26 protein-coding genes are annotated in these 25,480 nt (G+C 41.8%); 18 read left to right on the forward strand and 8 right to left on the reverse strand.

The annotated features are described in order from the left end of the window. Positions 1–83: 83 nt before the first annotated feature. Together hslO and hslR are read right to left on the reverse strand one after the other, a co-directional pair. Entirely contained in the window at positions 84–947 is an 864-nt protein-coding gene (hslO, locus tag Q4600_RS16150; RefSeq protein ID WP_303517123.1) for an Hsp33 family molecular chaperone HslO, read from the reverse strand. 32 nt (positions 948–979) lie between these two features. After that, positions 980–1,378, reverse strand: coding sequence for a ribosome-associated heat shock protein Hsp15 (gene hslR / locus Q4600_RS16155; RefSeq protein ID WP_102527619.1), 399 nt, complete (start codon positions 1,376–1,378; stop codon positions 980–982). A gap of 247 nt (positions 1,379–1,625) precedes the next feature. On the opposite strand from hslR, the gene gspC reads away from it, so the two are divergent. The 12 genes from gspC (at position 1,626) to Q4600_RS16215 (ending at position 13,270) form a co-directional block, all read left to right on the forward strand. Then, the gene (gene gspC, locus Q4600_RS16160; protein ID WP_303517124.1) at positions 1,626–2,546 is read left to right on the forward strand and encodes a type II secretion system protein GspC; all 921 of its coding nucleotides are present in this window, start codon (positions 1,626–1,628) and stop codon (positions 2,544–2,546) included. Positions 2,547–2,570: 24 nt separating this feature from the next. Next, positions 2,571–4,748, forward strand: a complete 2,178-nt coding sequence (gene gspD, locus Q4600_RS16165) for a type II secretion system secretin GspD (RefSeq protein WP_102527621.1) — start codon at positions 2,571–2,573, stop codon at positions 4,746–4,748. Continuing rightward, entirely contained in the window at positions 4,741–6,303 is a 1,563-nt protein-coding gene (gspE, locus tag Q4600_RS16170) for a type II secretion system ATPase GspE (protein WP_102527622.1), read from the forward strand. The genes gspD and gspE overlap by 8 nt, the downstream gene beginning before the upstream one ends. 3 nt (positions 6,304–6,306) lie before the next feature. After that, positions 6,307–7,530, forward strand: a complete 1,224-nt coding sequence (gspF, locus tag Q4600_RS16175; protein WP_102527623.1) for a type II secretion system inner membrane protein GspF — start codon at positions 6,307–6,309, stop codon at positions 7,528–7,530. Between the two features lie 64 nt (positions 7,531–7,594). Next, positions 7,595–8,029 (forward strand): type II secretion system major pseudopilin GspG, encoded by a 435-nt coding sequence (gspG, locus tag Q4600_RS16180; protein WP_102527624.1) that lies wholly within the window; start codon positions 7,595–7,597, stop codon positions 8,027–8,029. A gap of 25 nt (positions 8,030–8,054) precedes the next feature. Then, positions 8,055–8,630, forward strand: coding sequence for a type II secretion system minor pseudopilin GspH (gspH, locus tag Q4600_RS16185; protein ID WP_303517125.1), 576 nt, complete (start codon positions 8,055–8,057; stop codon positions 8,628–8,630). Next, positions 8,617–8,985 (forward strand): type II secretion system minor pseudopilin GspI, encoded by a 369-nt coding sequence (gene gspI, locus Q4600_RS16190; RefSeq protein WP_102527626.1) that lies wholly within the window; start codon positions 8,617–8,619, stop codon positions 8,983–8,985. The genes gspH and gspI overlap by 14 nt, the downstream gene beginning before the upstream one ends. Further along, positions 8,966–9,751, forward strand: coding sequence for a type II secretion system minor pseudopilin GspJ (gene gspJ / locus Q4600_RS16195; RefSeq protein ID WP_303517126.1), 786 nt, complete (start codon positions 8,966–8,968; stop codon positions 9,749–9,751). The genes gspI and gspJ overlap by 20 nt, the downstream gene beginning before the upstream one ends. Then, complete coding sequence (gene gspK, locus Q4600_RS16200; RefSeq protein WP_248956706.1) at positions 9,751–10,752, forward strand: type II secretion system minor pseudopilin GspK; 1,002 nt, start codon at positions 9,751–9,753, stop codon at positions 10,750–10,752. Before gspJ ends, gspK begins: the two co-directional genes overlap by 1 nt. A gap of 63 nt (positions 10,753–10,815) precedes the next feature. Continuing rightward, positions 10,816–12,018 (forward strand): type II secretion system protein GspL, encoded by a 1,203-nt coding sequence (gspL, locus tag Q4600_RS16205; RefSeq protein WP_303517127.1) that lies wholly within the window; start codon positions 10,816–10,818, stop codon positions 12,016–12,018. Between the two features lies 1 nt (position 12,019). Beyond that, positions 12,020–12,496: a type II secretion system protein M gene (locus tag Q4600_RS16210; protein ID WP_229370248.1), complete on the forward strand. Its 477-nt coding sequence runs from the start codon at positions 12,020–12,022 to the stop codon at positions 12,494–12,496. A 12-nt stretch (positions 12,497–12,508) separates the two neighbouring features. After that, positions 12,509–13,270, forward strand: a complete 762-nt coding sequence (locus Q4600_RS16215) for a type II secretion system protein N (protein WP_102527630.1) — start codon at positions 12,509–12,511, stop codon at positions 13,268–13,270. A 103-nt stretch (positions 13,271–13,373) separates the two neighbouring features. Here the strand turns inward: Q4600_RS16215 and yrfG are convergent, their stop codons facing one another. After that, the gene (gene yrfG, locus Q4600_RS16220; RefSeq protein ID WP_102527631.1) at positions 13,374–14,036 is read right to left on the reverse strand and encodes a GMP/IMP nucleotidase; all 663 of its coding nucleotides are present in this window, start codon (positions 14,034–14,036) and stop codon (positions 13,374–13,376) included. A 79-nt stretch (positions 14,037–14,115) separates the two neighbouring features. On the opposite strand from yrfG, the gene nudE reads away from it, so the two are divergent. From nudE to Q4600_RS16240, 4 genes are all read left to right on the forward strand, one after another. Continuing rightward, a complete protein-coding gene (gene nudE / locus Q4600_RS16225) occupies positions 14,116–14,664 on the forward strand; it encodes an ADP compounds hydrolase NudE (RefSeq protein WP_102527632.1) in 549 nt (182 codons plus the stop codon). Positions 14,665–14,775: 111 nt separating this feature from the next. Next, on the forward strand, positions 14,776–15,585 hold the full coding sequence (gene cysQ / locus Q4600_RS16230) for a 3'(2'),5'-bisphosphate nucleotidase CysQ (RefSeq protein WP_102527633.1): 810 nt from the start codon (positions 14,776–14,778) through the stop codon (positions 15,583–15,585). Positions 15,586–15,762: 177 nt separating this feature from the next. Next, positions 15,763–16,413, forward strand: a complete 651-nt coding sequence (locus Q4600_RS16235; protein ID WP_102527634.1) for a TetR/AcrR family transcriptional regulator — start codon at positions 15,763–15,765, stop codon at positions 16,411–16,413. Beyond that, positions 16,404–18,293 carry an MFS transporter gene (locus Q4600_RS16240; protein ID WP_102527635.1) on the forward strand — a complete coding sequence of 630 codons (1,890 nt, stop codon included), beginning with the start codon at positions 16,404–16,406 and terminating at the stop codon, positions 18,291–18,293. The genes Q4600_RS16235 and Q4600_RS16240 overlap by 10 nt, the downstream gene beginning before the upstream one ends. 123 nt (positions 18,294–18,416) lie before the next feature. On the opposite strand, the gene mnmH is transcribed toward Q4600_RS16240, so the two are convergent. The 3 genes from mnmH to Q4600_RS16255 all read right to left on the reverse strand — a co-directional run bounded on the left by mnmH (position 18,417) and on the right by Q4600_RS16255 (position 21,785). Next, positions 18,417–19,541: a tRNA 2-selenouridine(34) synthase MnmH gene (gene mnmH, locus Q4600_RS16245; protein WP_303517128.1), complete on the reverse strand. Its 1,125-nt coding sequence runs from the start codon at positions 19,539–19,541 to the stop codon at positions 18,417–18,419. Continuing rightward, positions 19,541–20,584, reverse strand: a complete 1,044-nt coding sequence (gene selD / locus Q4600_RS16250; protein WP_303517129.1) for a selenide, water dikinase SelD — start codon at positions 20,582–20,584, stop codon at positions 19,541–19,543. Before selD ends, mnmH begins: the two co-directional genes overlap by 1 nt. Positions 20,585–20,681: 97 nt before the next feature. After that, positions 20,682–21,785 (reverse strand): fatty acid desaturase, encoded by a 1,104-nt coding sequence (locus Q4600_RS16255; protein WP_102527638.1) that lies wholly within the window; start codon positions 21,783–21,785, stop codon positions 20,682–20,684. A gap of 145 nt (positions 21,786–21,930) precedes the next feature. Here Q4600_RS16255 and fabR point away from each other — a divergent pair, with 145 nt between their 5' ends. Continuing rightward, positions 21,931–22,545, forward strand: a complete 615-nt coding sequence (gene fabR, locus Q4600_RS16260; protein ID WP_102527639.1) for an HTH-type transcriptional repressor FabR — start codon at positions 21,931–21,933, stop codon at positions 22,543–22,545. A 90-nt stretch (positions 22,546–22,635) separates the two neighbouring features. Here fabR and trmA read toward each other — a convergent pair whose 3' ends face one another. Next, the gene (gene trmA, locus Q4600_RS16265; RefSeq protein ID WP_229370261.1) at positions 22,636–23,742 is read right to left on the reverse strand and encodes a tRNA (uridine(54)-C5)-methyltransferase TrmA; all 1,107 of its coding nucleotides are present in this window, start codon (positions 23,740–23,742) and stop codon (positions 22,636–22,638) included. A gap of 141 nt (positions 23,743–23,883) precedes the next feature. On the opposite strand from trmA, the gene murI reads away from it, so the two are divergent. Next, complete coding sequence (gene murI / locus Q4600_RS16270; RefSeq protein WP_303517130.1) at positions 23,884–24,675, forward strand: glutamate racemase; 792 nt, start codon at positions 23,884–23,886, stop codon at positions 24,673–24,675. Between the two features lie 11 nt (positions 24,676–24,686). On the opposite strand, the gene Q4600_RS16275 is transcribed toward murI, so the two are convergent. Beyond that, positions 24,687–25,145 carry an RNA-binding protein gene (locus Q4600_RS16275; RefSeq protein WP_102527642.1) on the reverse strand — a complete coding sequence of 153 codons (459 nt, stop codon included), beginning with the start codon at positions 25,143–25,145 and terminating at the stop codon, positions 24,687–24,689. Positions 25,146–25,480: the final 335 nt, after the last annotated feature.

Raw genomic sequence — 25,480 nt, forward strand, 5'->3', positions numbered from 1 at the left:
TGGTTTTTTAGTTTTAAGATAGATTTTTTACATAAAAAAAGCGCCTAAGGCGCTTTTTTTTGAAAGTTGTTATGTAGGTTTGATCAGTTGCTACTGTTTCCAGCATCTAAGTTACCCGCATAAATTGCAGCAATATCGATGCTGTCGAAGGTATACATTTGCGGGCAATATTCACAGCCCATTTCGATTTTACCTTCTTCAGCTAGAATTTCTTCCACTTCAGTTTGCTCAATCGTAGCGAGTGCTTTAGCGCTTCGCTCTCTTGAGCAAGTACATTTAAAGCTAACGTCTACAGGATCAAACAGACGCACATCTTCTTGATGATAAAGACGATGTAAAATGTCTTCAGCCTCTAACGTAAATAGCTCTTCTTGCTTAATGGTCTCAGTGAGCGCCAATAAGTGGTTGAAGTCTTCGTTTTCTTCAGTTTGAGTGGGTAACACTTGTAGCAACATACCCGCAGCTTGCTTACCATCAGCGAATAATGAAATGCGTGTTGGCAATTGCTCTGATTGGTTAAAGTACTCTTCTAAACAAGCGGCAAGATTATCGTGATCTAATGACACAATACCTTGGTAACGCTCGCCTTCATCAGGCGTCAGGGTAATCACCATCACACCTTTACCGAACAAATCACTTAAAGAGGCTTCATCAGAAAACTCACCATTCCAGCGAGCAACACCACGAAGAGCTTGCAAGTTAGTGCCATTAATCACAGCAACAGAAACAGGCCCATCACCTTGCAATTGCACACTGATGTCGCCAGTGAACTTGATGGTGGCAGTCAATAATGATGTTGCAGCCATAAGCTGTCCCATTATCAGTTGGAGTGCCTTTGGGTATTCATGTGCTGATAGGATTTCTTGATAACTTTTTTCAAGTTGAACCATTTCACCACGGACATCGGCATTATCAAATAAGTAGCGATGTAATATATCTTTGCTCATGTTTTATCTCGTTTGTTGTACTTTAACTATCGTTATAGATCTTTAAAGCGAATAAGTTGGCGACGTTGTTTTTTATCCGGCTTATTTTCTGGAGCGGGATTGTTCAATATATTCAAACGTCTGGCTTCGGCATTAAACGCTCTTTTGCTAATGCTCTCAGCTGTTTCTTCGTATAGCGTTTGCGCTACAGCAGCCCCTTGTCGGTGTTCCGACAACTGAGCAATAATTATTTCCCTATCATCATGGCCTTGACGTAAACGTATCTTGGCACCCACTTCAGCTTGTTTGCTGGATTTAGCGCGTTGACCGTTATAGTGCACTTTTCCGCCATTGATCATCTCTTTTGCTAATGAGCGTGTTTTATAAAAACGCGCCGCCCATAACCATTTGTCGAGTCGAACAGTCACTGTTTTAGATGGAGCTTGGCTCATCTAACACCCCCAAAAGTGGTACGAGTTCACACCGTTGACATTTTTAACGTGTAAAATGCAGGCGAGAGCCCAATATCGTGGCGTTTCTCACAGCCTTTTTAGGCGCGCAAATGTAGCATATTCGGTGCAATTTCGCCAATCCATATGCTATGGGCTTGTTGCAATAAGCTGGCTGGGTTAGCATGATGCAGTATTTCCTAAATTAACAGAATTAGAACAGCGACCTGCTAGAGGGTCAAAGCCGAATATGGATGTATTAGATAAAATTATAACTAAGGCTGCGGGAATCCCCCAAAAGCCATTAAGCACAGCTGTATTCTGGTTAGGATTAGTGATTGTGCTATTACTGACAGCGCAGATTACCTGGAAGCTAATGCCAGTAAATTCTCAGGCAGTTGCATGGCAACCTTCGCCAACTTCGGTAGCAAGCGCTAAACGGGTTGAGCTAAGTAGTGTCCAGCGATTGGCATTATTTGGCGAAAAAGACGCCAATGCAAATGGCCGGCCTAATAAACCTGCTCCAGTTGAACAAATTACTGATGCACCTAAAACTAACCTTTCTATTTTATTGACGGGGGTGGTGGCTTCTACTTCTGATACCAACGGTCTTGCTGTCATTGAATCAAAAGGTAATCAAGAAACTTACGGCTTAGGTGACAAAATTAAAGGCACTTCTGCTTCGCTGAAAGAAGTGTATGCCGACCGTATCATCATTACTAATGCTGGCCGTTATGAGGCATTAATGTTGGATGGTTTAAATTATACCACCCAAAGCCAAGCTAACCAGTCATTACAGCAAGCCAAAAAAGACCGTCAAGTACAGCGTGACGATCGTCGTCAAAATGCCGAGGTTGCTCAGCAAATCAGTGATTCACGTGATGAACTATTAGCTGATCCAGGAAAGCTGACTGACTATCTAGCCATTTCTCCAGTGCGCGGCGCCGACGGTGTCAGCGGCTATCGCCTCAACCCAGGTAAAAATAAATCTTTATTTGCGGCTGCGGGATTTAAAGCAAATGATTTAGCCAAATCCATCAACGGCTATGATTTGACCGACATGGGACAATCATTAGAAGTTATGGCGCAATTACCAGAATTAACAGAAGTCGGCGTCATGGTTGAACGTGATGGACAGTTAGTAGAAATAATTTTTAGTTTGCCAGAATAGTTAGGCAGTAGAGGATTGAAAATAATGAAGAGTTATGGAATTCGACGCAAGTTATTAGCAGGGATGGTTGCTGGTATAGCAATGCTTGCTTCTCAAGCGGCTTGGTCGGAGCAATATGCTGCCAATTTTAAAGGCACAGATATTCAAGAATTCATTAATATTGTAGGTAAGAACCTCAATAAAACGATTATTGTCGATCCAACTGTCCGCGGCAAAATTAACGTCCGTAGTTACGACTTATTGGATGATGAACAGTATTACCAATTCTTCCTCAACGTATTACAAGTTTATGGTTATGCCGTTGTCGAAATGGAAAACCGTGTTATTAAAGTCATCAAGGATAAAGATGCGAAAACCGCAGCTATCCGTGTGGCCGATGATGCTAAGCCTGGTTTAGGTGATGAAATGGTTACACGTATTGTGGCCCTTTATAATACCGAAGCTAAACAACTTGCGCCGTTATTACGTCAGCTAAATGATAATGCGGGTGGCGGTAACGTTGTAAATTATGACCCATCAAATGTATTGATGATTTCAGGTCGTGCTGCAGTCGTAAATAAACTAGTCGAAATCGTCCGCCGTGTAGATAAACAAGGTGATACGGAAGTACAGGTAGTATCGCTTGAGTTTGCATCAGCAGGCGAAATCGTTCGTATTATTGATACTTTGTACCGCTCAACAGCTAACCAAGCACAAATGCCAGGCCAAGCACCTAAAGTGGTTGCTGATGAACGAACCAATGCCGTGGTTGTGAGTGGTGATGAAAAAAGCCGTCAGCGTGTAGTCGAATTGGTCCGCCGTCTTGATGCTGAGCAAGCTACAACAGGTAATACCAAAGTCCGTTACTTACGTTACGCTAAGGCTGAAGATTTAGTTGAAGTATTAACAGGTTTTGCTGAGCAACTACAAAGCGACCAGGATACTGGCCAGAGTGGCAGCAATAAGCGCCGTAAAGAAATTAATATCATGGCTCACGTTGATACTAATGCATTAGTTATCAGCGCTGAACCAGATCAAATGCGCACCATTGAAAGTGTCGTTAACCAATTAGATATTCGTCGTGCACAAGTCCTAGTCGAAGCGATTATTGTTGAAGTCTCAGAAGGTGATGATGTTGGTTTTGGTGTGCAGTGGGCAACTGCCGCAGGTGGTGGCACCCAGTTTAATAACTTAGGCCCTACCATCGGTGAAATTGGTGCGGGTATTTGGCAAGCTCAAGGCGAAGAAGGCACCACAGTCTGTACTGAAAATGGTACCTGTACCGAAAACCCTGATACCCGTGGTGACATTACCTTACTGGCGCAAGCGTTAGGTAAAGTGAATGGCATGGCGTGGGGCGTTACCGCTGGTGATTTTGGCGCATTAGTACAAGCAGTATCAAGTGATACTAAATCAAACGTACTTGCTACACCTTCTATCACAACACTAGATAACCAAGAAGCTTCATTTATTGTTGGTGATGAAGTGCCAATTCTAACGGGTAGCCAAAACTCAAGTAATGGTAACTCTAACCCTTTCCAAACGGTTGAACGTAAAGAAGTCGGCGTAAAACTTAAAGTGGTACCACAAGTCAACGAGGGTAATGCTGTTAAGTTAACCATTGAGCAGGAAGTCTCAGGGATTAACGGTAAAACGGGTGTCGATGTGACGTTTGCGACTCGTCGCTTAACCACTACTGTGATGGCCGATTCGGGGCAAATCGTTGTCTTAGGTGGTTTGATCAATGAAGAAACCCAAGAGTCGGTTCAAAAAGTACCATTCTTAGGTGATTTACCGATTATTGGTCATTTATTCAAGTCATCTTCAAGTGGCGTGAAAAAGAAAAATCTGATGGTATTTATCAAGCCTACGATTATTCGTGATGGTATTACTATGGAAGGTATTGCGGGACGTAAATATAACTACTTCCGCGCATTGCAAATCGAACAACAAGAACGTGGTGTTAACTTAATGCCAAATACTGATGTGCCAATACTTGATGAATGGGATCAAGAGGCTTACTTACCTGATGAAGTTAACGAAGTCTTAAATCGTTATAAAGAAGGTAAGAACTTAGAAACTAAGATGCGTGATTCGGATCCAGCATTGAAGCATATCAGCGAGAGCATGGAAAAAGATCGCGCTGCAACAGAAGCTGCCAGCAAAGCAGCTGAATCGGTTGAAGAAGACGCAGAAGCATCAGAAGATAACGCCAATGAGTGAAGCAGAAATGACTGAACAATTGGCGAAAGTGTCAACAGACTTAGGTTTAGAAGCAGATGAACTCAATGATGAGGTGTTTGTTTCAACCAGTCGTGAGCGCTTACCTTTTGCTTTTTCACACAGGTTTAATTTGGCATTAGCCAAAGAAACTGATGCACTAAAATTGTATTACACCAGTGAAACACCATTAGATGCGATGCTCGAAGTGCGTCGTTATGCTGGTGAAGAACTCGTGCTAAGTAAATTACCGATTGATGAGTTTGAAGCTAAGTTAACTCAAACTTTCCAAGCAAATTCATCAGAAGCACAGCAGTTGATGGAAGACATTGGCAACGAGATGGACTTATTCACTCTAGCCGAAGAACTGCCGCAAACTGAAGATTTATTAGAAGGCGATGATGATGCACCAATTATTAAGTTAATTAATGCCTTGTTATCGGAAGCGATTAAAGAAGAAGCCTCAGATATTCACATCGAGACATATGAGAAGCAATTGATTGTCCGCTTCCGTATTGATGGTGTATTAAAAGAGGTGTTAAAACCAAATCGTAAACTGTCTTCGCTGCTGGTTTCGCGTATTAAAGTGATGGCGCGTTTAGATATTGCTGAAAAACGTGTGCCCCAAGATGGCCGTATTTCACTGCGTATTGCAGGTCGAGCGGTCGATGTGCGTGTATCAACCATGCCATCAAGTCATGGCGAGCGTGTTGTGCTACGTCTACTGGATAAAAATACCGGTAATCTCGATTTAAAATTACTGGGTATGACATTATCGATTCGTGAACAGTTCGATGCCATTATTCGTAAACCCCATGGCATTATCTTGGTAACTGGCCCGACAGGTTCTGGTAAAAGTACCACCTTGTATGCAGGCTTAACTGAGATCAATTCAAAAGATACCAACATTTTGACCGTTGAAGATCCTATCGAGTACGAGCTTGAAGGTATCGGTCAAACGCAAGTGAACATGAAAGCCGATATGAGCTTTGCTCGTGGTTTACGTGCAATCTTACGTCAAGATCCTGATGTGGTGATGATTGGTGAAATCCGTGATTTAGAAACCGCGCAAATTGCTGTTCAAGCATCATTAACCGGTCACTTAGTGATATCAACACTGCATACCAACACCGCATCTGGCGCGATTACGCGTTTGCAAGATATGGGTGTTGAACCGTTCCTTGTTTCATCAAGTTTGTTGGGCGTATTAGCTCAGCGATTGATTCGAACTCTATGTAACGAATGTAAGATCCCCCATGAACCTGATGAGCGAGAGCGTGAATTATTAGGCGTGACCGCCAATGATACTCGCGTTATTTACCGCGCTAATGGCTGTAAAGAGTGTGGTAATAATGGCTATCGTGGCCGTACTGGTATTCATGAGTTACTCGTGGTTGATGACAATGTACGTGAGTTAATTCACGGCGGTCGTGGTGAGCTTGCAATTGAGAAATATGTTCGTCAAACCATCCCAAGTATTCGTCACGATGGCATGAGTAAAGTACTTGATGGTGTCACGACCTTAGAAGAAGTATTGCGCGTAACTCGCGAGGAATAATCAATGGCAGCGTTTGAATATAAAGCCCTTGATAGCAATGGCAAACAGCAAAAAGGTGTGATTGAAGCAGATACAGCGCGTCACGCGCGTAGTCAGCTGCGTGAACAACGCTTAATGCCACTTGAGTTACAACCTGTTGCCGAAAAAGAAGCGAAAGCGAAAACGGGTGGTCTTAAATTATTCCAACGTGGTATCTCGGTGGCAGAACTTGCCCTGATTACCCGTCAAATAGCGACCCTAGTTGCTGCGGGTTTGCCGATTGAAGAATCGCTTAAAGCGGTTGGACAGCAGTGTGAAAAAGACAGACTTGCTAGCTTAGTGATGGCTGTACGTTCACGGGTTGTTGAAGGTTATAGCTTAGCTGATTCACTCGCAGAATATCCCCATGTTTTTGATGATCTATACCGTGCAATGGTGGCGTCAGGCGAAAAGTCTGGTCATTTAGAAGTGGTATTGAATCGTCTCGCTGATTACACCGAACGTCGTCAACAGCTTAAGTCTAAGCTTACTCAGGCGATGATTTACCCGATTGTACTGACCGTTGTTGCTATCGGCGTTATTGCTGTTTTATTAGCGGCTGTAGTTCCAAAAGTTGTTGGCCAGTTTGAGCACATGGGCCAAGAGTTACCGGGCACTACGCAATTTTTGATTATTGCATCAGACTTTGTGCAGTCATATGGTTTAGTCGTCTTGGGACTGATGTTTGCCGCATTTGTGTTGTTCAAACAAATGCTGAAAAAACCTAATTTTAGAATGGTGTTCGATACTTGGCTGTTAAAAGCGCCAGTGCTCGGTAAAGTCAGTAAAGGGATTAACACTGCGCGTTTTGCACGAACTTTAAGTATTTTATCGGCAAGTTCAGTGCCGTTACTTGAAGGTATGCGAATTGCGAGTGAAGTATTAGTCAATGTGAAAGTGCGCGCGGCTGTTGATGATGCGACAGCAAGAGTACGTGAAGGTACAAGTTTAGGTGCTGCGCTGACAAATACTAAACTTTTTCCACCTATGATGCTCTATATGATTGCGTCGGGTGAAAAAAGTGGCCAGTTAGAGCAAATGCTGGAGCGTGCTGCTGATAACCAAGACAGTGAGTTTGAAGCGAATGTGAACATTGCTTTAGGTGTATTTGAACCTATGTTGGTTGTGAGTATGGCCTCGGTAGTGTTATTCATTGTGATGGCCATTTTACAACCTATTTTAGAATTGAATAACTTGATTAGTGGCTAGCGCCGCAAGTTTTTAGATATTATTTTTGTCACGCCAATGTGGTGTGCACTGGAGGAAGTCGTCAATGCAAGTCAATCGTAAACAACGTGGTTTTACCCTTTTAGAAGTCATGGTCGTTATCGTGATCTTAGGTATTTTAGCCTCAATGGTTGTACCTAACCTTATGGGTAACAAAGATAAAGCTGATTTACAAAAAGCAGTATCTGACATTGTTGCATTAGAGAATGCCCTAGATATGTATCGTCTTGATAACAGTGTTTATCCAACGACTGATCAAGGTTTAGATGCTTTAGTGCAAAAGCCAACGTCTTCACCTGAACCACGTAACTACCGTCCAGATGGTTACCTAAAACGTTTACCTCAGGATCCATGGCGCAATGATTACTTCCTATTGAGCCCAGGCGAAAATGGTCGAATCGATATTTTCAGTGCAGGTCCTGACGGGCAAGTTGGTACTGAAGATGACATCGGTAACTGGAACCTACAAAACTTCCAGTAATGGAAGTTTAAGCTGATAACGCATAATGAACGTTAAACGCCAAGCTGGGTTCACACTGTTAGAAGTGTTACTTGTGGCGCTGCTGATGGGGTTAACCGCAGCAGCAGTGACCATGACGACCAGTACTGCAGGACCTGAGCAGGCGTTAACAAAAACGGCCAGAAAGTTTATTGCCACGACCGAATTAGTTATTGAAGAAACGATCCTTAGTGGCCAACTTCTAGGTATCGTCGTTGAAGAAGATGAATATCAGTTCGTCTACTACAAAGAAGGTCAGTGGGAGCCGTTAACAGGTGATAGACAGCTTGCACCGCAGCAGATGGAACAAGACGTCAGCATGAGTTTATTGCTCGATGGTTTGCCACTTGTGCAAGATGATGAAGAAGATGAATCTTGGTTCGATGAGCCACTGATAGATGAATCGAAAGAAGACAAAAAGAAAAATCCTGAACCACAAATATTACTTTTCCCAAGTGGGGAAATGTCGACATTTGAGCTGAGCTTTTTAACCGATGATGAAAACGGTAAAGAAGTGGAAGTCTTGGTTGTTGGTGATGCTATGGGTCGCTTGGCTATAGGAAGTTTCGATGAAGATCAGTAAAGGCATGACCTTACTTGAAGTCATCGTGGCATTAGCGGTGTTTTCTATTGCCGCTGTAGCTGTTACCAAAAGTATTGGCGACCAAATGGCGAATCTCCCCATATTGGAAGAACGTACCTTGGCGCAATGGGTGGCGAGTAATCAGATGGTTGAAGCTCGTTTGCTGCAACAATTTCCTGAACTCGGGACTAAAAATGGTCAAGTTGAACTGGCAGGAAAAGATTGGTATTGGCGTCAAGAAGTGATTAAAACCACCGACGATAATTTTAGAATGATTCGCGTTTTAGTCAGTGATGAAGATAGGTTTAACCGCACCGTTGCCCAAGTGAGTAGTTATGTTCACAACGAAGGCTAAGCCACAACACAGTCAAGTAGGTTTTACCTTGCTTGAAATGCTCATCTCAATTGCTATTTTTGCCATGATAGGTTTGGCTGCAAACGCCGTGCTATCAACAGTAATGAAAAATGATGAAGCAACCAAAGAATTTTCAGTTCGACTTAAAGCCTTACAGCAAGGCTTTGGGATTATTGAACGAGATTTAGGCCAAATAGTCGCTAGAACACAGCGCGGTCTAGATGGTGAACGCACTACATCAGTATTTCAAACCGGCGACAACATGCTGGACTCAGAAACTGAAGCCTTAGTGTTTTTCCGCTTAGGCTGGCTGAATCCTGATGGCATGTTACCTCGTGGCAGCTTGCAGTCTGTTGCGTATATTGTTCAAGATGGTCGTTTAGAGCGTTGGTATTATCCATATCCTGAGCCTGAAGTCGGTGCAGAGCCGCTTAAAAGCTTGATCATTGAAGATGTGATTTCGATTGAGTACTCATTTTTTACCGGTAAAGAGTGGGAAAGAAAAGTTGATGCATCATCTTTACCTCAGGGCATTACGATGACACTTGAAATTGAAGGCTTAGGTATTATCGAAAGACGCTTCTTGTTACCTAAAGGTGGTAACAGTAGTGGTTCTGGTAACGACGGCAGCGATGGTAACGGTAATAACAACGGCAACAACAATGGTACCAATACTGGTAATGGTTCAGGTAACAGTGGTTCAGGTAACAGTGGTTCAGGCAATAATGGCTCAGGTGGCACGGGTAGCACAGGTAATGGCACATGATGAAGCAGCAATTACCTGGCATTCGTAACCAACGTGGCGTTGCTTTATTAGTGGTGTTATTGATTGTGGCATTGGTAGTGATTATTGCGACAAACATTACGAGTCGCAATCAACTGTCAATGCGACGAACCCTGAATTTGGCCCAATATGATCAAGCCTATTGGTATGCTATTTCGGCTGAAGAGTTAGCTAAAAAGATTTTAAAGCAAGACATGGAAGACAGCGATGGTACTGTGCATCGCCAACAATACTGGGCACTCGCCGATGTGATTTTTCCTGCCGATTACGGTGAAATCGGTGGTGAAATCATGGATATGCGTTCATGTTTTAATATCAATGCATTGTCGGTGGCATCTACAGAAGTTGAAAACGGACAGCCTAAATTAAGTTTAGCGGCGACTCAGTATAAATCCTTATTGGTGGCCTTAGGTATGGATGACTTTGGCGCAGAAAGGCTGACTCATACATTAGTTGATTATATCGACGACGATACCGTTTCAATGCCATATGGCGCAGAAGATGCTGAGTATGAATCACGAAATGTGCCATACCGCGCCGCGAATACATTAATGAATCATCGCAGCGAACTTAGAGCTGTAATGGGATACAACCAACAAGTGTATATGACGTTATTACCTTATATCTGTGCGATTCCAGGTAATAACCAACAGTTACTGAACGTCAATACTATTGAAGTTGAGCAGGCGGCATTGTTGGTGGGTATGCTAGAAAATAAAATTAGCCAAAGTGATGCTGAAAGCCTAATTAATCAAAGGCCAGCTGATGGTTTCGAAACTGCTGCTGAGTTTTGGGAAAATAATACCCTTGCGAGCTTAGCAACGGAAAGCAATATGAAATCGAGTATTGTTGTCGATAGTAATTTCTTTTTACTAAAGGCTGGGGCGAAAGTGGATAACGCCACCTTTAGAATGGATAGCGTACTTCAGCGAAGCGGAAATAAATTTGAAGTGCTGACACGTCAATATGGCGGGCAGCAATAATGAATAAGCGTAACAACCCGCTGCAATTAACCTTGTTGGTATTGCAGCTTGTGGAGAATAACAGTGTCTGAACGGCTTTTTATCCGATTAGGAAAAACATTAGAAAGCCCTTGTTCTTGGCTAGTATGGTCAGAACAAGAGCAAGAGATCATTGCCTCAGGTGAGTTAAGTGATGCTGCCAGCTTAACCAGTTTAACTGAGCGTGCAGGTAATCGTCCGGTTGATGTTTTAGTACCAGCTTCTAGCATGACATTGACGCAAATTGAATTACCAGAAAAAAATCAGCGCCAAGCATTAAAGGCATTACCTTTTATGCTGGAAGAAACAATTGCTTCTGATGTTGAAGATATGCATTTTGTTGTCGGCCCAAGAGACGGCGAACAGCTTAATGTGATTGCTGTTGCCCATGAGCAAATGCAAGATTGGATGTCATGGTTAATGGACGCTGGCATTAAGGTTAAACGTATTGTGCCGGACTGTCTCGCATTGCCATTGGAGCAATGCCGTTGGGCGGCGCTTGATATGGGTGATGAATTATTACTGCGCACAGGCGAAGGTAGTGGTGTCAGCTTACCGAAAACATGGCTGGATTTTGCATTGCCAAAACTGATGCCAGAAAAGCAACAAGATGTAGCGCCAATCAGTATCGCAGCCTACAGTGAAGATTTAGTTTTCATGGATGCTGAAGTTGAGTCTAAACCACTAGATTTACCTATGATGGTGTTAGCGAAAGGTATTTTACAATCACCAGTTAACTTACTGAGTGGGGTGTATGTACCTAAACGCGAGTACAGCAAACATTTAATGCTTTGGAAAAATGTCGCGATTATTGCATTCATTGCAATTGTGCTTTCTCTAGTGAATAAAGGCCTGACTATCCATCAATTGGAAAACAGAAGCGCTGAAGTCAGACAAGAAAGTGAAGCTATTTTCAAACGGGTTATTCCGAACGTTAATCGTATTGTTAATATTCGCTCGCAAATGGACTCACAACTTCGCAGCATGCAAGGGCAAGGCGGTGGAGCTGCTTTCTTCGAAATGCTAGATGGTTTACGCGGTTCATTTGAACAAGTACCAGATTTAAAGCCAAACTCATTGCGTTTTGATGCCAACCGCAATGAACTGCGGATGCAGGTCACTGCTAAGACCTATGATCAAGTGGATAAGTTTAAAGAGCTAGTTGAAGTGCGCTACGACTTAGACATGGGCGCAATTAATAGCGGTGAAGATGAAGTGAATACAACCCTGACATTGAGAGGCAAATAAGATGGAAAATTTGCAAAACTGGTGGAAAGGCTTAGTGCTTCGTGAGCAACAGTTAGTTGCCTGCTGTGGTGTGTTTGTTGTTATTGGTATTTTATATTGGGGTATTTGGAGCCCAATATCCTCAGCGGCTGAAAATGCTGAAATGCGCCACCAATCAGAATTACAAACACTAAATTATGTAAAACAAACTGCAAATAAAATCGCAGGTCTGAAGCAATCGGGGTCCAGACCGACTGCAAGTGGTAGTTTAAGTTCTGTGGTGAATCAGCTAGCGGGTCAATATAAGTTAGAGATTACTCGGATGCAGCCACAAGGCGATAAAATTCAATTGTGGATGGATGATGTTCCGTTTGACAGCTTGTTGAATTACTTACATGAGTTAGTCGAGAAGAAAGGCTTAACCCTTGAAAGTGTTGATTTATCTGAGTCTGATCTTGCAGGTTTTGTCAAAGTACGTCGTATTCAGCTGTCTAAGTAAGCAGGTATTGTAGTGAGTTTGATTAAGAAAATTATAATTGGCGTATTCATCTACCTCATTTTCATGGTGGTGTATATTCCAGCTAATTGGGTTGTAGGCATTGCGCCACTGCCAAATAATATCAAAGTGAGCGGAGTATCTGGCACCTTGTGGCAGGGCAGTGCTGAACTTGTGTCTATTGACCGACGCCTAATCGAACAAGTGAACTGGGATTTAAACCCATGGGCTTTGTTTATTGGTAGCGTCAATGTTGATCTACAAATTGGTAGCCGTGCGACACCAGTCAGTGGTCAAGGCGATATCAGTTGGTCTCTGTCAGGGATTTCGGCTGATAATTTACGCTTTGAAGCGCCTAACCAATTTTTATTGGGTAATGCTCGCCTACCGTTTAGAACTAAAGTCGCCGGTGATGTCAGCTTGATTGTGGAACGTCTTGAGCAAGGTGAACCATGGTGTGAACAGTTATCAGGTAAGTTATTTTTAAATCGAATTGATGTGAATAACCAGTTTGGTAAATATCCGCTAGGTGATATTGCGTTGGGTTTAAGCTGTGTTGACGGTATGGTGCAATTAAATACTGACGATAGCATGAACAAGATGGGTATCGAAGGTATTGCAACATTGGGTGAAAGTAACCGTTTTTCGGTCAGCGCTAAAATTAAACCAACACCTGAACAGCCAGAAGATCTAACCCAAGCGTTATCATTTTTGGGTAAACAGGATAGCCAAGGTTATTACCCAATTAATTATAATGGTGTGATTCCTGGGTTGTAATCCACTGCTGTAAAATAGCAATTAAAAAGGCATGTTGAATAACATGCCTTTTTTGATCTTATCGCTTAGAGAGCGACACACTCATCAATCGTCATTCTCGGCGTTAACCTAATAAATCCTGATGTAACATTTGATAATCATGAATTGCTGGAAAGTCAAAAAAGTCTTTGTGTGGTTTTTTGCTGTCGGGGTTTGAAATACCTAATTGAAAACCAATCCCCGCCTTTTTTGAAGCCTCAAGAATATGTTCGTTATCGTCAACAAATAAGCAGCGGCTTGGATTCAACTTAAACTGCTTAATTGCATGCTGCCAAAATAATGGGTGTTCTTTTGGGTAACCCGTTTCGTGGCTTGAAAAAGTCGCATCTAATCCATGGGCTAAGTCAGTATGTGCTAATTTCAACTCCAGGCTTTTAGGATGAGCATTGGTCATTAAAATTCGCTGCTTGCCAGCTTTGTGCAGTGCTTGTAAGAATGGCATGCTGTCTTGGCGCATTTGAATACGTTCAACCAGCGAATAGTGCAGGGTTAAAATATCTAACCCAAGTTGTTGCTGCCAATAATCAATACAATACCAGTCAAGTGTGCCTTCCACTTTATGGTATGACTGTTCAACCAATTTCTGTGCTTCCGCCACAGAAATCTGTCTTTGCTGGCTAAGTTGCTGTGGCACTAAAGTTAACCAAAAATGGTTATCGAAGTGCAAATCGAGCAAAGTGCCATCCATATCAAGTAAAACCGTGTCTATCTTATGCCAAGGAAACATGAAAATTCCAGTTGTAGAATATAGCTAGGATAGTAAGATTGTAACTTGTCTAAGTAAATTCGTCATATATGAGGCCTTAATGACAACTCGACATAAAAAGCCTGAAATCTTACATCGTGAGATTGTAGCGAAAAGTCGCTTGTTTCAAATTGAACAACTCCACCTTAAGTTTTCCAATGGTGTTGAGCGTCAATATGAAAGAATGAGTGGCGGCAGTCGTGGTGCGGTGATGATTGTTCCCGTGCATGAAGGCAAGTTGTTGTTAGCTAAAGAATATGCAGCAGGCACTGATAATTATGAACTCGGCTTTCCTAAAGGCTTAATCGACCCAGGCGAAACTGGGATTGAAGCTGCGAACCGTGAACTGCAAGAAGAAATCGGTTTTGCCAGTAACAAGCTGACTTTATTAAAAGAACTGAGTTTAGCCCCAGGTTACTTTGCGAGTAAGATGCAGATTTTCATCGCTGAAGATTTATATGAAAGTACCCTTGAAGGTGATGAACCAGAACCAATAGAAGTGATTCCTTTTCCGTTAGAGAAGTGGAAAAACTTACTCGATGATGCAGATTTTTCTGAGTCGAGAAGTGTCAGTGCGCTATTTCTTGCACAGCAGTTTTTAGCAAAGTAGTCGTTATAAAGTAAAATAAAAACAAAATATTAGCCTAAGTTAACTACAAAAATGCCTTAATTTGGTCTAACTTGACAGTATTCAGCGTATTATTTGGCGATTGGAGTCGTTATGAAGCCAGAAGAAGTAATTGAACAAGTCATCACTATTGCCACCGAGGCAGGTCAAAAAATTCGCGACATTTATGTCAAAGGTGATTTTGATCGAGAAATAAAATCAGATAATACCCCAGTGACTTCTGCAGACTTAGCAGCAAATGAGATCATTTGTGCTGGTTTAGCAGCGTTGACACCTGATATTCCTATTCTTAGTGAAGAAGCTGCTGATATTGCTTTTTCTGAACGTGCTGAATGGCAGCGTTACTGGCTGGTTGATCCTTTAGATGGTACCGGTGAGTTTATCGCTGGTAGTGGTGACTTTTCCGTTATTATCGCACTGGTAGAACATAACCGTCCTGTAATGGGAGTCGTTTATGTGCCAATGACGAAAGTCTGTTACTACGCCATTGCAGGCTTAGGTGCCTATAAACGTGATAGCAAAAATGAAGTGCGTATTACCAGCCGACAAATTAATAGTATTGAAGAATCAGGATTAAAACTGGCAGTTAGCCGTCGTCAAGATCCGCAGTCAGTGCTTAAGTTATTAAGTCATCCAAACAGCTGCGAACTCGTGGTGTTAGGTGGAGCGGCATTAAAAAGTTGCTTAGTGGCTGAAGGGCGAGCTGATTGTTATGTCCGCCTTGGACCTACAGGTGAATGGGACACTGGTGCAGCACAGATTATTTTGGAAGAAGCTGGCGGTGCATTAATGGATATTAACCTTCAGCCAATGACCTACAATGAACGTGAAACATTAGAAAACCCTAACTTTATTGTTGTAGGTAGCCCGAGTTTAGCGTGGGATGATATTTTAACCACCTAATTATCGTGTAAAGTCAGTTGCCTCGTTTCATCATCTAAGCCCTCTGTTGAGGGCTTTTTTGTGTCATTTTTTCGATAATATTTATTAGAAGATTAAAAATAAACTTATTATGAACATTGTTTTTTATTTTGTTTGTTGTTAGGTTAGCAACACTAACCGCATAAATGGAGTTACCTGATGGCAAGAAGGAAAGAACATACTCATGGTGAAATCCATGATATGGCCATTAAATCAGTGATGCAGTATCTACACATTGCCTCGCTTGAAAGTTTGAGTCTACGTAAAGTCGCCACCGATATTGGTTATGCGCCAAGTACGTTGATTAATATTTTTGGCAGCTATCAGCAGTTATTATTATCGGTATCTGAACAGGTATTGATTGATTTGTTCGAGCACTTAACCTCATCGACATCAGATGAAATAAATCATAATCACTCGCCAATACACGCCACCGAGCAAGCTCAAGCTTCAATTGAGCTCATGGCGCATCGCTATTACCAGTTTGCTAACGAGCACCGAGTTTGTTTTAAACTGGTCTTTGAACTGTCTGCGCCAGAAGGCGTATCACTGTCATCAAATCATCAGCAAGCCATTGATACGCTATTCAGTTTAGTTTCAGAGCAGCTAACCGCCTTGTTTCCAAAAGCAGATCACGCAGAGATTATAATGATGAGTCGTGTGTTATGGGGCGGGATCCATGGATTAACATGCCTTGGAATAGATGGAAAATTATTTACTGATCAAACCGCATTACCCGCGATGCTCAGTAGTCATGTTCATGGATATTTATTAGGTATGACTCAAGAAAAGGATCTTTCATGTTGTTAACTAAACGCTTTCTTCCTTATTTTGTCACGCAGTGCTTAGGGGCACTGAATGACAATATCTATAAGAATGTATTGTTATTACTGGTGACATATAGCCAAGTGAGTGAACTACCTATCAGCGTCAATATGTTTGTTAATTTGGCTGCAGGTGTTTTCATTTTGCCATTTTTCTTGTTTTCCGCTCATGCGGGGATGGTGGCAGATAATATGGATAAAGCGATGTTGATCCGCAGACTCAAGTTGCTTGAGTTGATCATCATGTCTTGCGCTGCGGTGGCCATTTTGACTCAAAGTTATTTAGTGATGTTATTACTGCTCTTTATGATGGGTAGTCAGTCAGCCTATTTTGGCCCTGTTAAGTATTCTTTGTTGCCACAGACGTTAAAAGAAAGTGAGTTAGTAACTGGAAATGCCTGGGTAGAAATGGGCACGTTTATATCGATTTTAGTCGGGACATTATCAGCAGGTTTAATTGTTGCCAGTGACCATAGCTTAATCGGTGCAGCGACGATTGTTGTGACATTATCAGTTATTGGCTACCTTTGCAGTCGCGCAATTCCAGCATTACCGCCACAAGGTAAAATCGATAAAATTAGATTTACCCCTTTATCTGGTACATGGCAAAGCATTGCAAAAGTGAGGAAAACGCCAGGTATTTGGATGGCTATTCTGGCCATCAGTTGGTTTTGGTTTCTGGGTGCGACTTACCTGACCCAGTTTCCTAATTTTGCCAAATTGCACTTACATGCAGATGCGACAGTCGTGTCTTTACTACTGGCCTTGTTCTCTATTGGTATCGCGGTAGGTTCGTGGATTTGTGAACGTGTGTCTTACGGTCATGTTGAGTTAGGTGTTTTACCTTTCGGTGTATTGGGTTTAACCGTATTTGGTGTGGATTTAATTTTTGCTATTCCGCCTGCTCCAGCAGATTTAAGTTTTGTTTATAGTTTTAGTAGTTTCATTAGTGACTCGCAGCACTATAGGGTAATGGCTGATTTGTTTATGGTTGGCCTTAGCGGTGGCTTGTTCATTGTCCCTCTATACGCTTTTATTCAATCACGCGCCGCAAAAGATGAATGTGCACAAGCTATTGCTGCAAACAACATAATTAATGCGTTGTTTATGGTTGTTGCAGCTATCTTGTCGATTATCTTACTTGGCGTACTAGAATGGAGCATTCCAGATTTATTCTTGCTGCTGGCCGCGATGAATACTGTCGTTGCACTATACGTGTATTCACAGGTCCCTGAATTTGCTCAGCGCTTTATTAGCTATTTACTGAGTCACTTCATGTATCGCGTTAAGGTGAATGGCCGGATACATATTCCTGCGCAAGGGGCAGGGGTTATTGTGTGTAATCATGTCAGTTATGTTGATGCGTTAATTATTATGGGATCCTCTACACGACCGATTCGTTTTGTAATGGATAAATCCATTAGCGAAATACCATTACTTAAGTACTTATTTCGTCATGCAGGCGTGATCCCAATTTGTTCGCCGAAAAAATGTAAAGCAACCTATGAAAATGCATTTGAGCAAATTCATCATGCCTTGAACAACGAAGAGTTAGTGTGCATCTTCCCTGAGGGACGTTTATCAGTAGATGGAGACATCGCTGAGTTTAGACCAGGGGTTGAGCGAATACTGGAAAAAGACCCTGTGACAGTAATCCCAATGTCGTTAAGTGGCTTATGGGGCTCTTACTTCAGTCATAAAGGGGGGCACGCGTTAACAACACGTCCGAAGCGTTTCTGGTCGAAAGTGGAAGTGAATATAGGCGAAGCTGTTGACGGCGTTACGTTAGGCCGACATGGTTTACATCAAAACGTGAGTGAACTGTTTAATGCAAGCTTGAAGTCGGATGATATAACTAAGGCCTAGGCCCTCAGAGCTGCGGTTAATTCAATGCCGTTAGAAAGTAATGATCTTATAAAGTAATGACCTTGGATAGAATAAAGCGCCCTTATGAATAAGGGCGTTTTTCTTTGTATGTTAGCTAGAATATTAGCGTGATAAGGAAATATTCGAATGACCTTTAGAAGATAACCAATCATGAATGGCTTGATGGTCACCACTAAAAATTACTCTTTGCTGTTTCTTCGATAATTGATATTGATACATTGGGTCATAGTAATGACGCAGAAGGCTGGTTATCCAATCAAAGTGAGCTGATAAGTCATTACGATTAAATTGACTGTTGATGGCTTGTTCAATCAAGGTCGTTAACTCAGCATGCTGTTGTCCGCCTAAGCGCTTTTTAATACTATTTACGCTATTCAGTAAGTATTCGCTAAAGGCATGTTGACCTGCTTCAGCGCCAAAACGGTTAATGTATGCTGCTGATTTGTCCGCGACATAGGCTTTATGTAATCGGTTAAGGCGATTTTGAAAAGACTCTTCCAACACTATGATAGGGCTACGCTGCATGGCTTGATAGAATACCTGTGGTATAGCTGAGCGCCCAATGAGGTAGCTCTCATCTTCTAACAAGGTAAAAGTACTCGCTATGTGTTGTTGCTTGAGTAGTTTTATCGCCAAATTGTTCTCAAAGTTAATTTGAGTGGGCTGCGGGTCAATATTTTTACCAAAGCTTGAACCACGATGGTTAGCTAGACCTTCTAAGTCTATTGCTTCATGACGTTGCAACAATAAATCTGTTTTACCACTGCCGGTAATACCACTTAATATCAGTAAAGGTTGTTCAGTCGATGCCTGTTCGATTGTCTTAATCAAATATTGGCGCATGGCCTTATATCCGCCTTCAATATACGGAATATCAATACCGGCTTCTTTTATCCATTGTTGACTTAGTTTCGAGCGATGCCCACCCCGAAAACAATACAGGTAAGCGTTAGGGTGAGCAGCTATATATTGCTGCCATGCTTCTATGCGCTGCTGTTTAGTGTTGCCATTAACGAGACTATGTCCAAGTGCTATCGCAGCATCTTGGCCATGTAGTTTATAGCAAGTGCCTACTTGTTTACGTTCATCATCAGTCATTAGTCCGATATTAGTCGAACGGCCAAATGCACCTTTAATAAACTCAACAGGCGCACGCACATCAAGTAAAGGCACATCTTCTATGAAGATGCGTTGATATTCGCTGTCGGCAATCATATTTACTGCCATTAGAGTATGTTCACCAAAGGTAAAGTTGGAGCAGTAAGCGATAGCTCACCAATGCAAATAGGCGCTATGTCTTGCTCTAAAAGACAGCTAATGAGCGCTTGCTCTGCAGCGGTTGATACCGATATAAGTAAGCCGCCGCTGGTTTGTGGATCGCATAAAATGGCTTTTTGTTTATCTGATAATGAGCCGAGGTGTTGTTTGTAACTATCAAAATTTCGCTGAGTGCCACCAGGGACGCAACCTAGATCCAGGTAGTGTTCAGCTTTGTCTAAAAGTGGAATCTGTTCAAAAGACAATGTCGCTGAGAGGTTTGCTCCTTGGCATACTTCAATTAAATGACCTGCTAGACCAAAACCTGTGACGTCGGTTAATGCATTAACGCCGTTAATATTAGCGATACTCTGGCCAACTTTATTGAGCTGACACATGGCATTGATGGCAATCTGACTATCGGCTTCAGCCAGTTTTTTCTGCTTCTGTGCAGTGGTGAGAATACCGATGCCAATAGGCTTAGTCAGATACAGTTTATCTCCAGCCTGTGCTTGGTCATTACGTTTAAGTTTAGACAGTGGAATTTGTCCAGTGACAGCTAATCCAAAAATAGGTTCAGGAGCATCAATACTGTGGCCGCCGGCAAGCATAATGCCAGCGTCAGCGCAGGCTTTTCTTCCACCTTCAATGACTTTCTGTGCAACTTCAGCTGGTAAGGTATTCACTGGCCAGCCCAGTATAGCAATAGCCATAATAGGTGTGCCGCCCATGGCATAAATATCACTGATGGCATTAGTGGCTGCAATACGACCAAAGGTAAAAGGGTCATCAACAATCGGCATGAAAAAATCAGTGGTACTGATAATCCCAGTTTCTTGGTTTAGCTGATATACGGCGGCATCATCACGGCTCAGATTGCCTACAAGTAAATTGGGATCGGTAAAAGCTGGAATATCACTGGCTAGAATGGTGCTAAGTACTTGAGGGGAAATCTTACAACCACAACCTGCGCCATGACTGTATTCGGTGAGTTTAATATCGGTTTCTGCCATGAAATGAATAACCTGTTATGAACATCGATTATCCATAATAAACACAAACGGCTACCTTGCAAGGTAGCCGTTTCACATTAATGACAATCGCTTAGTGTTAATAAGCAGCAGTAATGTTATTCCAATTTTTCTTTTGAGCTAACAAGCGTGCTTTTAACTCTTCAACTTGCAAGTTGAGCTGTTGATAGCTCAGCTGTTTACTTTTGGCCTCAATCAAACTCTTTTTAGCTTGGTAATATTCCATTAAGTGTTGCTTCATTAGATCGTATTCTGCTTGAAAATTCGCAATGATCTCATCACAGTTTGGTAAATGAGCCACTTTGTCTTGTGCCCTGAGTAACTGCATCTGCAATTTTGCACTTTCAATACGTTCTTGTGGTACCACACGTAAATCTGTGGCTAACCCAGCCCAATACATCGATTTGATTAACCATTTGGTTGGGTCGTAATGCCACCATTTAATCCCATTACGGTAATCATTTTCGAAAATATGGTGGAAATTATGATAACCCTCACCATAAGTTAATAATGCGATAACGCCATTATCACGCGCGGTATTCTTATTTGTATATGGCTGGCTTCCCCAGATGTGGGCAAGTGAGTTAATAAAGAATGTGCAGTGATGTACGACAACAAGGCGAAGTAAGCCTGCCATGAGTACCATCGAAATAATGTCGCCGTTTAGCCAACCTAAAAAAGCAGGTAAGCCAATATTCATCAATACCACTAATGACAAGTAATGTTTATGCTGCCACATAACGATGGCATCTTTTTGCAAGTCACGAACATTATTGTAATCGTGGTAACGACTGGCTTGGTATTCTCTTAGCATCCAACCTATGTGGCTATACCAGAAGCCTTTTTTAGCGGAATAAGGATCTTTATCGTTATTGTCCACATGCTTATGGTGAATACGGTGATCAGAAGACCAATGTAATGCACTATTTTGCAGTGCAAGAGCACCGCCTAAAGCGAATAGAAAACGCATCACTGGATGTGCTTTATAAGCTTTATGCGACCATAATCTATGATAACCCGCAGTAATAGATAGACCGCTAGCAAAAGCGAGGATAACAAAGGCAACCCATTCAATCGCTTCAAAGCCATGAGTCATACCACGCCAAGGAACTAGCGTGATTGCACCCAGTAAGGTGAGTGCGAAAAGAGATGTATTTAACCAAATAATCGGTGGTTTTTTCATTAAGATGTTCCAAAAAACTTATTGGGCGTACAGTTGTACGCCAATTTAACTTACCCTTATTCTGTGGTCAAGCTTTGAAGGGCTGTGTTTCTCTGATAAAAACGGTATTATCTGTGCATTAACATTTACTAAATGGATTCTATACATGGGTGTAAGAGCATTACAGAAAGAAAAAACCCGTCGTGCATTGGTAGATGCCGCTTTTAATCAACTCAGTGCTGAGCGTAGCTTTTCAAGTTTGAGTTTACGCGAAGTTGCAAGGGAAGCAGGGATTGCACCAACCTCTTTTTATCGCCATTTTAAAGACATGAATGAGTTAGGTCTGACAATGGTTGACGAAGGTGGATTAACCTTAAGACAAATGATGCGCAAAGGAAGACAACGTGCTGAAGCTGGTGGCAGTGTTATTCGTATTTCTGTCGACACATTTGTGGAAGTGCTAGAGTCAAATCCAAACGTGTTTCGTATTCTTTTGCACGAACGTTCTGGTACTTCAGCTGCATTTCGTGCAGCAGTGGCAAGAGAAATAGAACATTTTATCTCTGAACTATCTCATTATACTGAAGCCACAGCAGGGCGAACACCAATGTTAGCCAGAGTTCAGGCTGAGGCTTTGGTGACGTTAGTGTTTAACGCTGGCGCATCGGCTTTAGATATGAAACGTGCAGATAGAAAAGTATTAGCAGATCATCTGGTACTTCAACTGCGTATGGTTGCTAAAGGTGCTGAAGCCTTGCAACATAAAGTCGAAACTAAGTAAGGTTCTATTTCATTAGTTGAGATACAAAAAAGCGGCGTTGTGGTATCACAACGCCGCTTTTTTGATTTTTATATCGGATTAAGCAGGTATTTAGGCATTTATTTTACGTTCTAGTAAAACACCCGATTCCATATGATGGGTATATGGGAACTGATCAAATAAAGCGAAACGAGTGATCTCGTGGGTACGACTTAACGTCGCTAAATTTTCCTTCAAGGTTTCTGGATTACAAGAAATGTATAAGATGCGATCGTAGTTTTGCATTAACGACAGTGTATCGTCATCAATACCCGCACGTGGAGGGTCTACAAAAATAGTATTGCAATCATAGCTGTCTAAATCGATACCTTCTAAACGTCGGTAAGTACGTTTCTTCGCCATCGCGTCACTAAAATCTTCTGCTGACATACGAATGATTTGTAAATTCTCGATGTTATTAATGGCGATGTTGTACTGAGCGGCATCGACAGAGGGTTTAGCCAATTCGGTGGCAAGTACGCGATCAAAATTAGGCGCAAGAGCAATGGTGAAATTACCATTACCACAGTAAAGCTCTAATAAATCGCCTGTACTGTCTTTTGTTGCTGAAATCGCCCATTCCAACATTTTCACAGAAACTTTAGCATTTGGTTGGGTAAAGCTATTTTCAATTTGCTTGTATTTAAGCTCGTTACCATCGACTGTTAACGTTTCGACGACGAAGTCTTTATCTAAATCAATTTTTTGCTTACGTGCGCGACCAATAAAGTTAACGTTAAACTTGGCGGATAAACGTTGTTTCATTTGCTCTGCTTGAGCACGCCATTCATCGTTAAGTTGACGGTGATAAAGCAACGAAACCAATATTTCACCACTTAGGGTTGATAAAAAATCGACTTGGAAAAGTTTAAAGCGTAAATCATGATTGGGACGTAGCTCTTCCATTAATGCTGTCATTACCTCATTAATGAGCTTTCCAGCAGGAAGATATTGCTCACAACGTACTTTTTCATTCAATGCTTTATCAAACATATAATAGTATAAGTCGTCGCCATCATGCCACACTCGAAATTCTGCACGCATGCGGTAATTTGCAGGTTCCGAAGCGAAAACTTCTAAACTAGGCGGAGTAAACTCGGCAAAGGTCTGTTCAAGCTTGATACGCTTTTCTTCGAGTTGCGCATCATAGTTTTTAGGATCCATTGCAGCTAAATTCATTTTGTTCCACCATAGGCTGTAAATTAAGGGCGCAAATATTATACTACACACCGCTGATGTCCAGCGGATTGGCGTGTTCTTCGAAGATTAAGTCAAAATATAATCGAATTCTTATTAATAACCACTCAAACGGAGATTATCTTGGTCGGTCCCATACTCGTTTTTGATTCAGGCATAGGTGGTTTATCAGTGTTTGACCACATACATAGTCAACTACCACAACATGACATTTATTACTTATTTGATAATGCCCGTCTTCCTTATGGCGATCTTAATGAGCAAGAATTGATTCATGGCTGTGTCGAACTGATTGTAAGACAGGTCAAAGCAATTAGGGCATCAATCGTAGTGGTTGCCTGTAACAGTGCAAGCACCTTAGTGCTGCCAGAATTAAGAAAGCAGTTGGATATACCGGTTGTTGGAGTGGTACCAGCCATAAAGCCAGCAGCGTTAATTTCAGTAACACGACATATTGGTTTGCTTGCAACGCCAGGTACAGTGACAAGACAATATACTCAAGATTTAATTGATTCCTTTGCTAGCGATTGCAAAGTGACTTTAGTTGGAACGTCTGATTTAGTGTTAATAGCAGAGGCGAAAGCGCAAAGAAAAACTGTCGACATAAATCAAATAGAAAAAATCTTGGCACCTATAAAGGCAACAGATATAGATACGCTGGTATTGGGTTGTACTCACTTTCCTTTATTGCAGCAAGAAATCGATCAAGTGCTCCAACAAAAAGTGATGTTATTAGATTCTGGTGATGCGGTAGCAGCAAGAGTACTGTCATTTATCGAAGCGAACGAAGAACAATTCATTACTAAGAAAGGAAACTTGCAAGCAGGTTTTACGAAGGATATAGATTTAGGACTGGAAATGACATTAGCTGACTACGGTTTTACACAATTACAGCGGATTACCGTAGCCAACTAAATAAGGTCAAACTAACTATCTTTATTTTGATCTGCAGGATCAGACTCTTGAGATTTAGCTTCTCGTACTTTTAAAGTACGTTCTTGGAAACTGTAATCATTCAATTTGTTCATCGCTTTTTTCGCGCCAGCTTCTGACATTTCGACGAAACCGAAACCTTTGCGACGACCAGTCTTTCTATCACGTACTAAGCGAACTGAATTAACTGGTCCGTATTCACCGAAAAGTGATTTAACTTCACCCTCGTGTACACGATATGGAAGGTTACCAACATAAAGTGTCATCGTTGGGCCAACATAAGGTTCATTTGAACCTGCAGCAGATGAAGATGGTGCGAAAGTAAAAATAAGACTAGCTAACATTGCACCTGCGATAAAAGACACAACAAGTTGAACATTGGTAGAAAGAGCATAAATGATGACTGCGCCAATTAGCGCCGTAATTAAGGTAATAACAAATGACTTCTGCATAAGTTTGTCTCTAATAAAAATGAAAAATGATAAATATCTGTTAAAAAGCATAGCTATGGTAATGAATTATTGGCACTTTCACCATAGTCTGATGAAAAAATGAGCTCAAAACACAATAAAAACTCCGTAGCACTATATTAAAGTAGAATAAAATCGCCTTAATAATACTCATAACAGTCAAAAATAAAACGATCTGTGCAAAAGTTCTTCGTTCGATCGTTTTTCTTTAAAAAAGCCCTTGCGGTGTTTCAGAATCTCCCTATAATGCGCATCCACTGACACGGCAAACCACGCACTAGCATGGGTTACACGCCAAATCAGTTCACTGTAAAGTG

The organism is Shewanella sp. 2_MG-2023, assembly GCF_030548905.1.
Classification (GTDB): Bacteria; Pseudomonadota; Gammaproteobacteria; order Enterobacterales; family Shewanellaceae; genus Shewanella; species Shewanella electrodiphila.

Excerpts from the sequence above, each read along its gene's own strand:
- gspK (WP_248956706.1), top strand. The coding sequence starts at position 9,751 with ATGAAGCAGCAATTACCTGGCATTCGTAACCAACGTGGCGTTGCTTTA.
- Q4600_RS16240 (WP_102527635.1), top strand. The coding sequence starts at position 16,404 with ATGTTGTTAACTAAACGCTTTCTTCCTTATTTTGTCACGCAGTGCTTA.
- Q4600_RS16275 (WP_102527642.1), bottom strand. The coding sequence starts at position 25,145 with ATGCAGAAGTCATTTGTTATTACCTTAATTACGGCGCTAATTGGCGCA.
- trmA (WP_229370261.1), bottom strand. The coding sequence starts at position 23,742 with ATGAATTTAGCTGCAATGGATCCTAAAAACTATGATGCGCAACTCGAA.
- Q4600_RS16235 (WP_102527634.1), top strand. The coding sequence starts at position 15,763 with ATGGCAAGAAGGAAAGAACATACTCATGGTGAAATCCATGATATGGCC.
- cysQ (WP_102527633.1), top strand. The coding sequence starts at position 14,776 with ATGAAGCCAGAAGAAGTAATTGAACAAGTCATCACTATTGCCACCGAG.
- nudE (WP_102527632.1), top strand. The coding sequence starts at position 14,116 with ATGACAACTCGACATAAAAAGCCTGAAATCTTACATCGTGAGATTGTA.
- gspG (WP_102527624.1), top strand. The coding sequence starts at position 7,595 with ATGCAAGTCAATCGTAAACAACGTGGTTTTACCCTTTTAGAAGTCATG.
- fabR (WP_102527639.1), top strand. The coding sequence starts at position 21,931 with ATGGGTGTAAGAGCATTACAGAAAGAAAAAACCCGTCGTGCATTGGTA.
- hslR (WP_102527619.1), bottom strand. The coding sequence starts at position 1,378 with ATGAGCCAAGCTCCATCTAAAACAGTGACTGTTCGACTCGACAAATGG.
- gspI (WP_102527626.1), top strand. The coding sequence starts at position 8,617 with ATGAAGATCAGTAAAGGCATGACCTTACTTGAAGTCATCGTGGCATTA.
- mnmH (WP_303517128.1), bottom strand. The coding sequence starts at position 19,541 with ATGGCAGTAAATATGATTGCCGACAGCGAATATCAACGCATCTTCATA.
- gspC (WP_303517124.1), top strand. The coding sequence starts at position 1,626 with ATGGATGTATTAGATAAAATTATAACTAAGGCTGCGGGAATCCCCCAA.
- yrfG (WP_102527631.1), bottom strand. The coding sequence starts at position 14,036 with ATGTTTCCTTGGCATAAGATAGACACGGTTTTACTTGATATGGATGGC.
- selD (WP_303517129.1), bottom strand. The coding sequence starts at position 20,584 with ATGGCAGAAACCGATATTAAACTCACCGAATACAGTCATGGCGCAGGT.
- Q4600_RS16255 (WP_102527638.1), bottom strand. The coding sequence starts at position 21,785 with ATGAAAAAACCACCGATTATTTGGTTAAATACATCTCTTTTCGCACTC.
- Q4600_RS16210 (WP_229370248.1), top strand. The coding sequence starts at position 12,020 with ATGGAAAATTTGCAAAACTGGTGGAAAGGCTTAGTGCTTCGTGAGCAA.
- gspJ (WP_303517126.1), top strand. The coding sequence starts at position 8,966 with ATGTTCACAACGAAGGCTAAGCCACAACACAGTCAAGTAGGTTTTACC.
- gspD (WP_102527621.1), top strand. The coding sequence starts at position 2,571 with ATGAAGAGTTATGGAATTCGACGCAAGTTATTAGCAGGGATGGTTGCT.
- gspE (WP_102527622.1), top strand. The coding sequence starts at position 4,741 with ATGAGTGAAGCAGAAATGACTGAACAATTGGCGAAAGTGTCAACAGAC.
- gspF (WP_102527623.1), top strand. The coding sequence starts at position 6,307 with ATGGCAGCGTTTGAATATAAAGCCCTTGATAGCAATGGCAAACAGCAA.
- hslO (WP_303517123.1), bottom strand. The coding sequence starts at position 947 with ATGAGCAAAGATATATTACATCGCTACTTATTTGATAATGCCGATGTC.
- gspH (WP_303517125.1), top strand. The coding sequence starts at position 8,055 with ATGAACGTTAAACGCCAAGCTGGGTTCACACTGTTAGAAGTGTTACTT.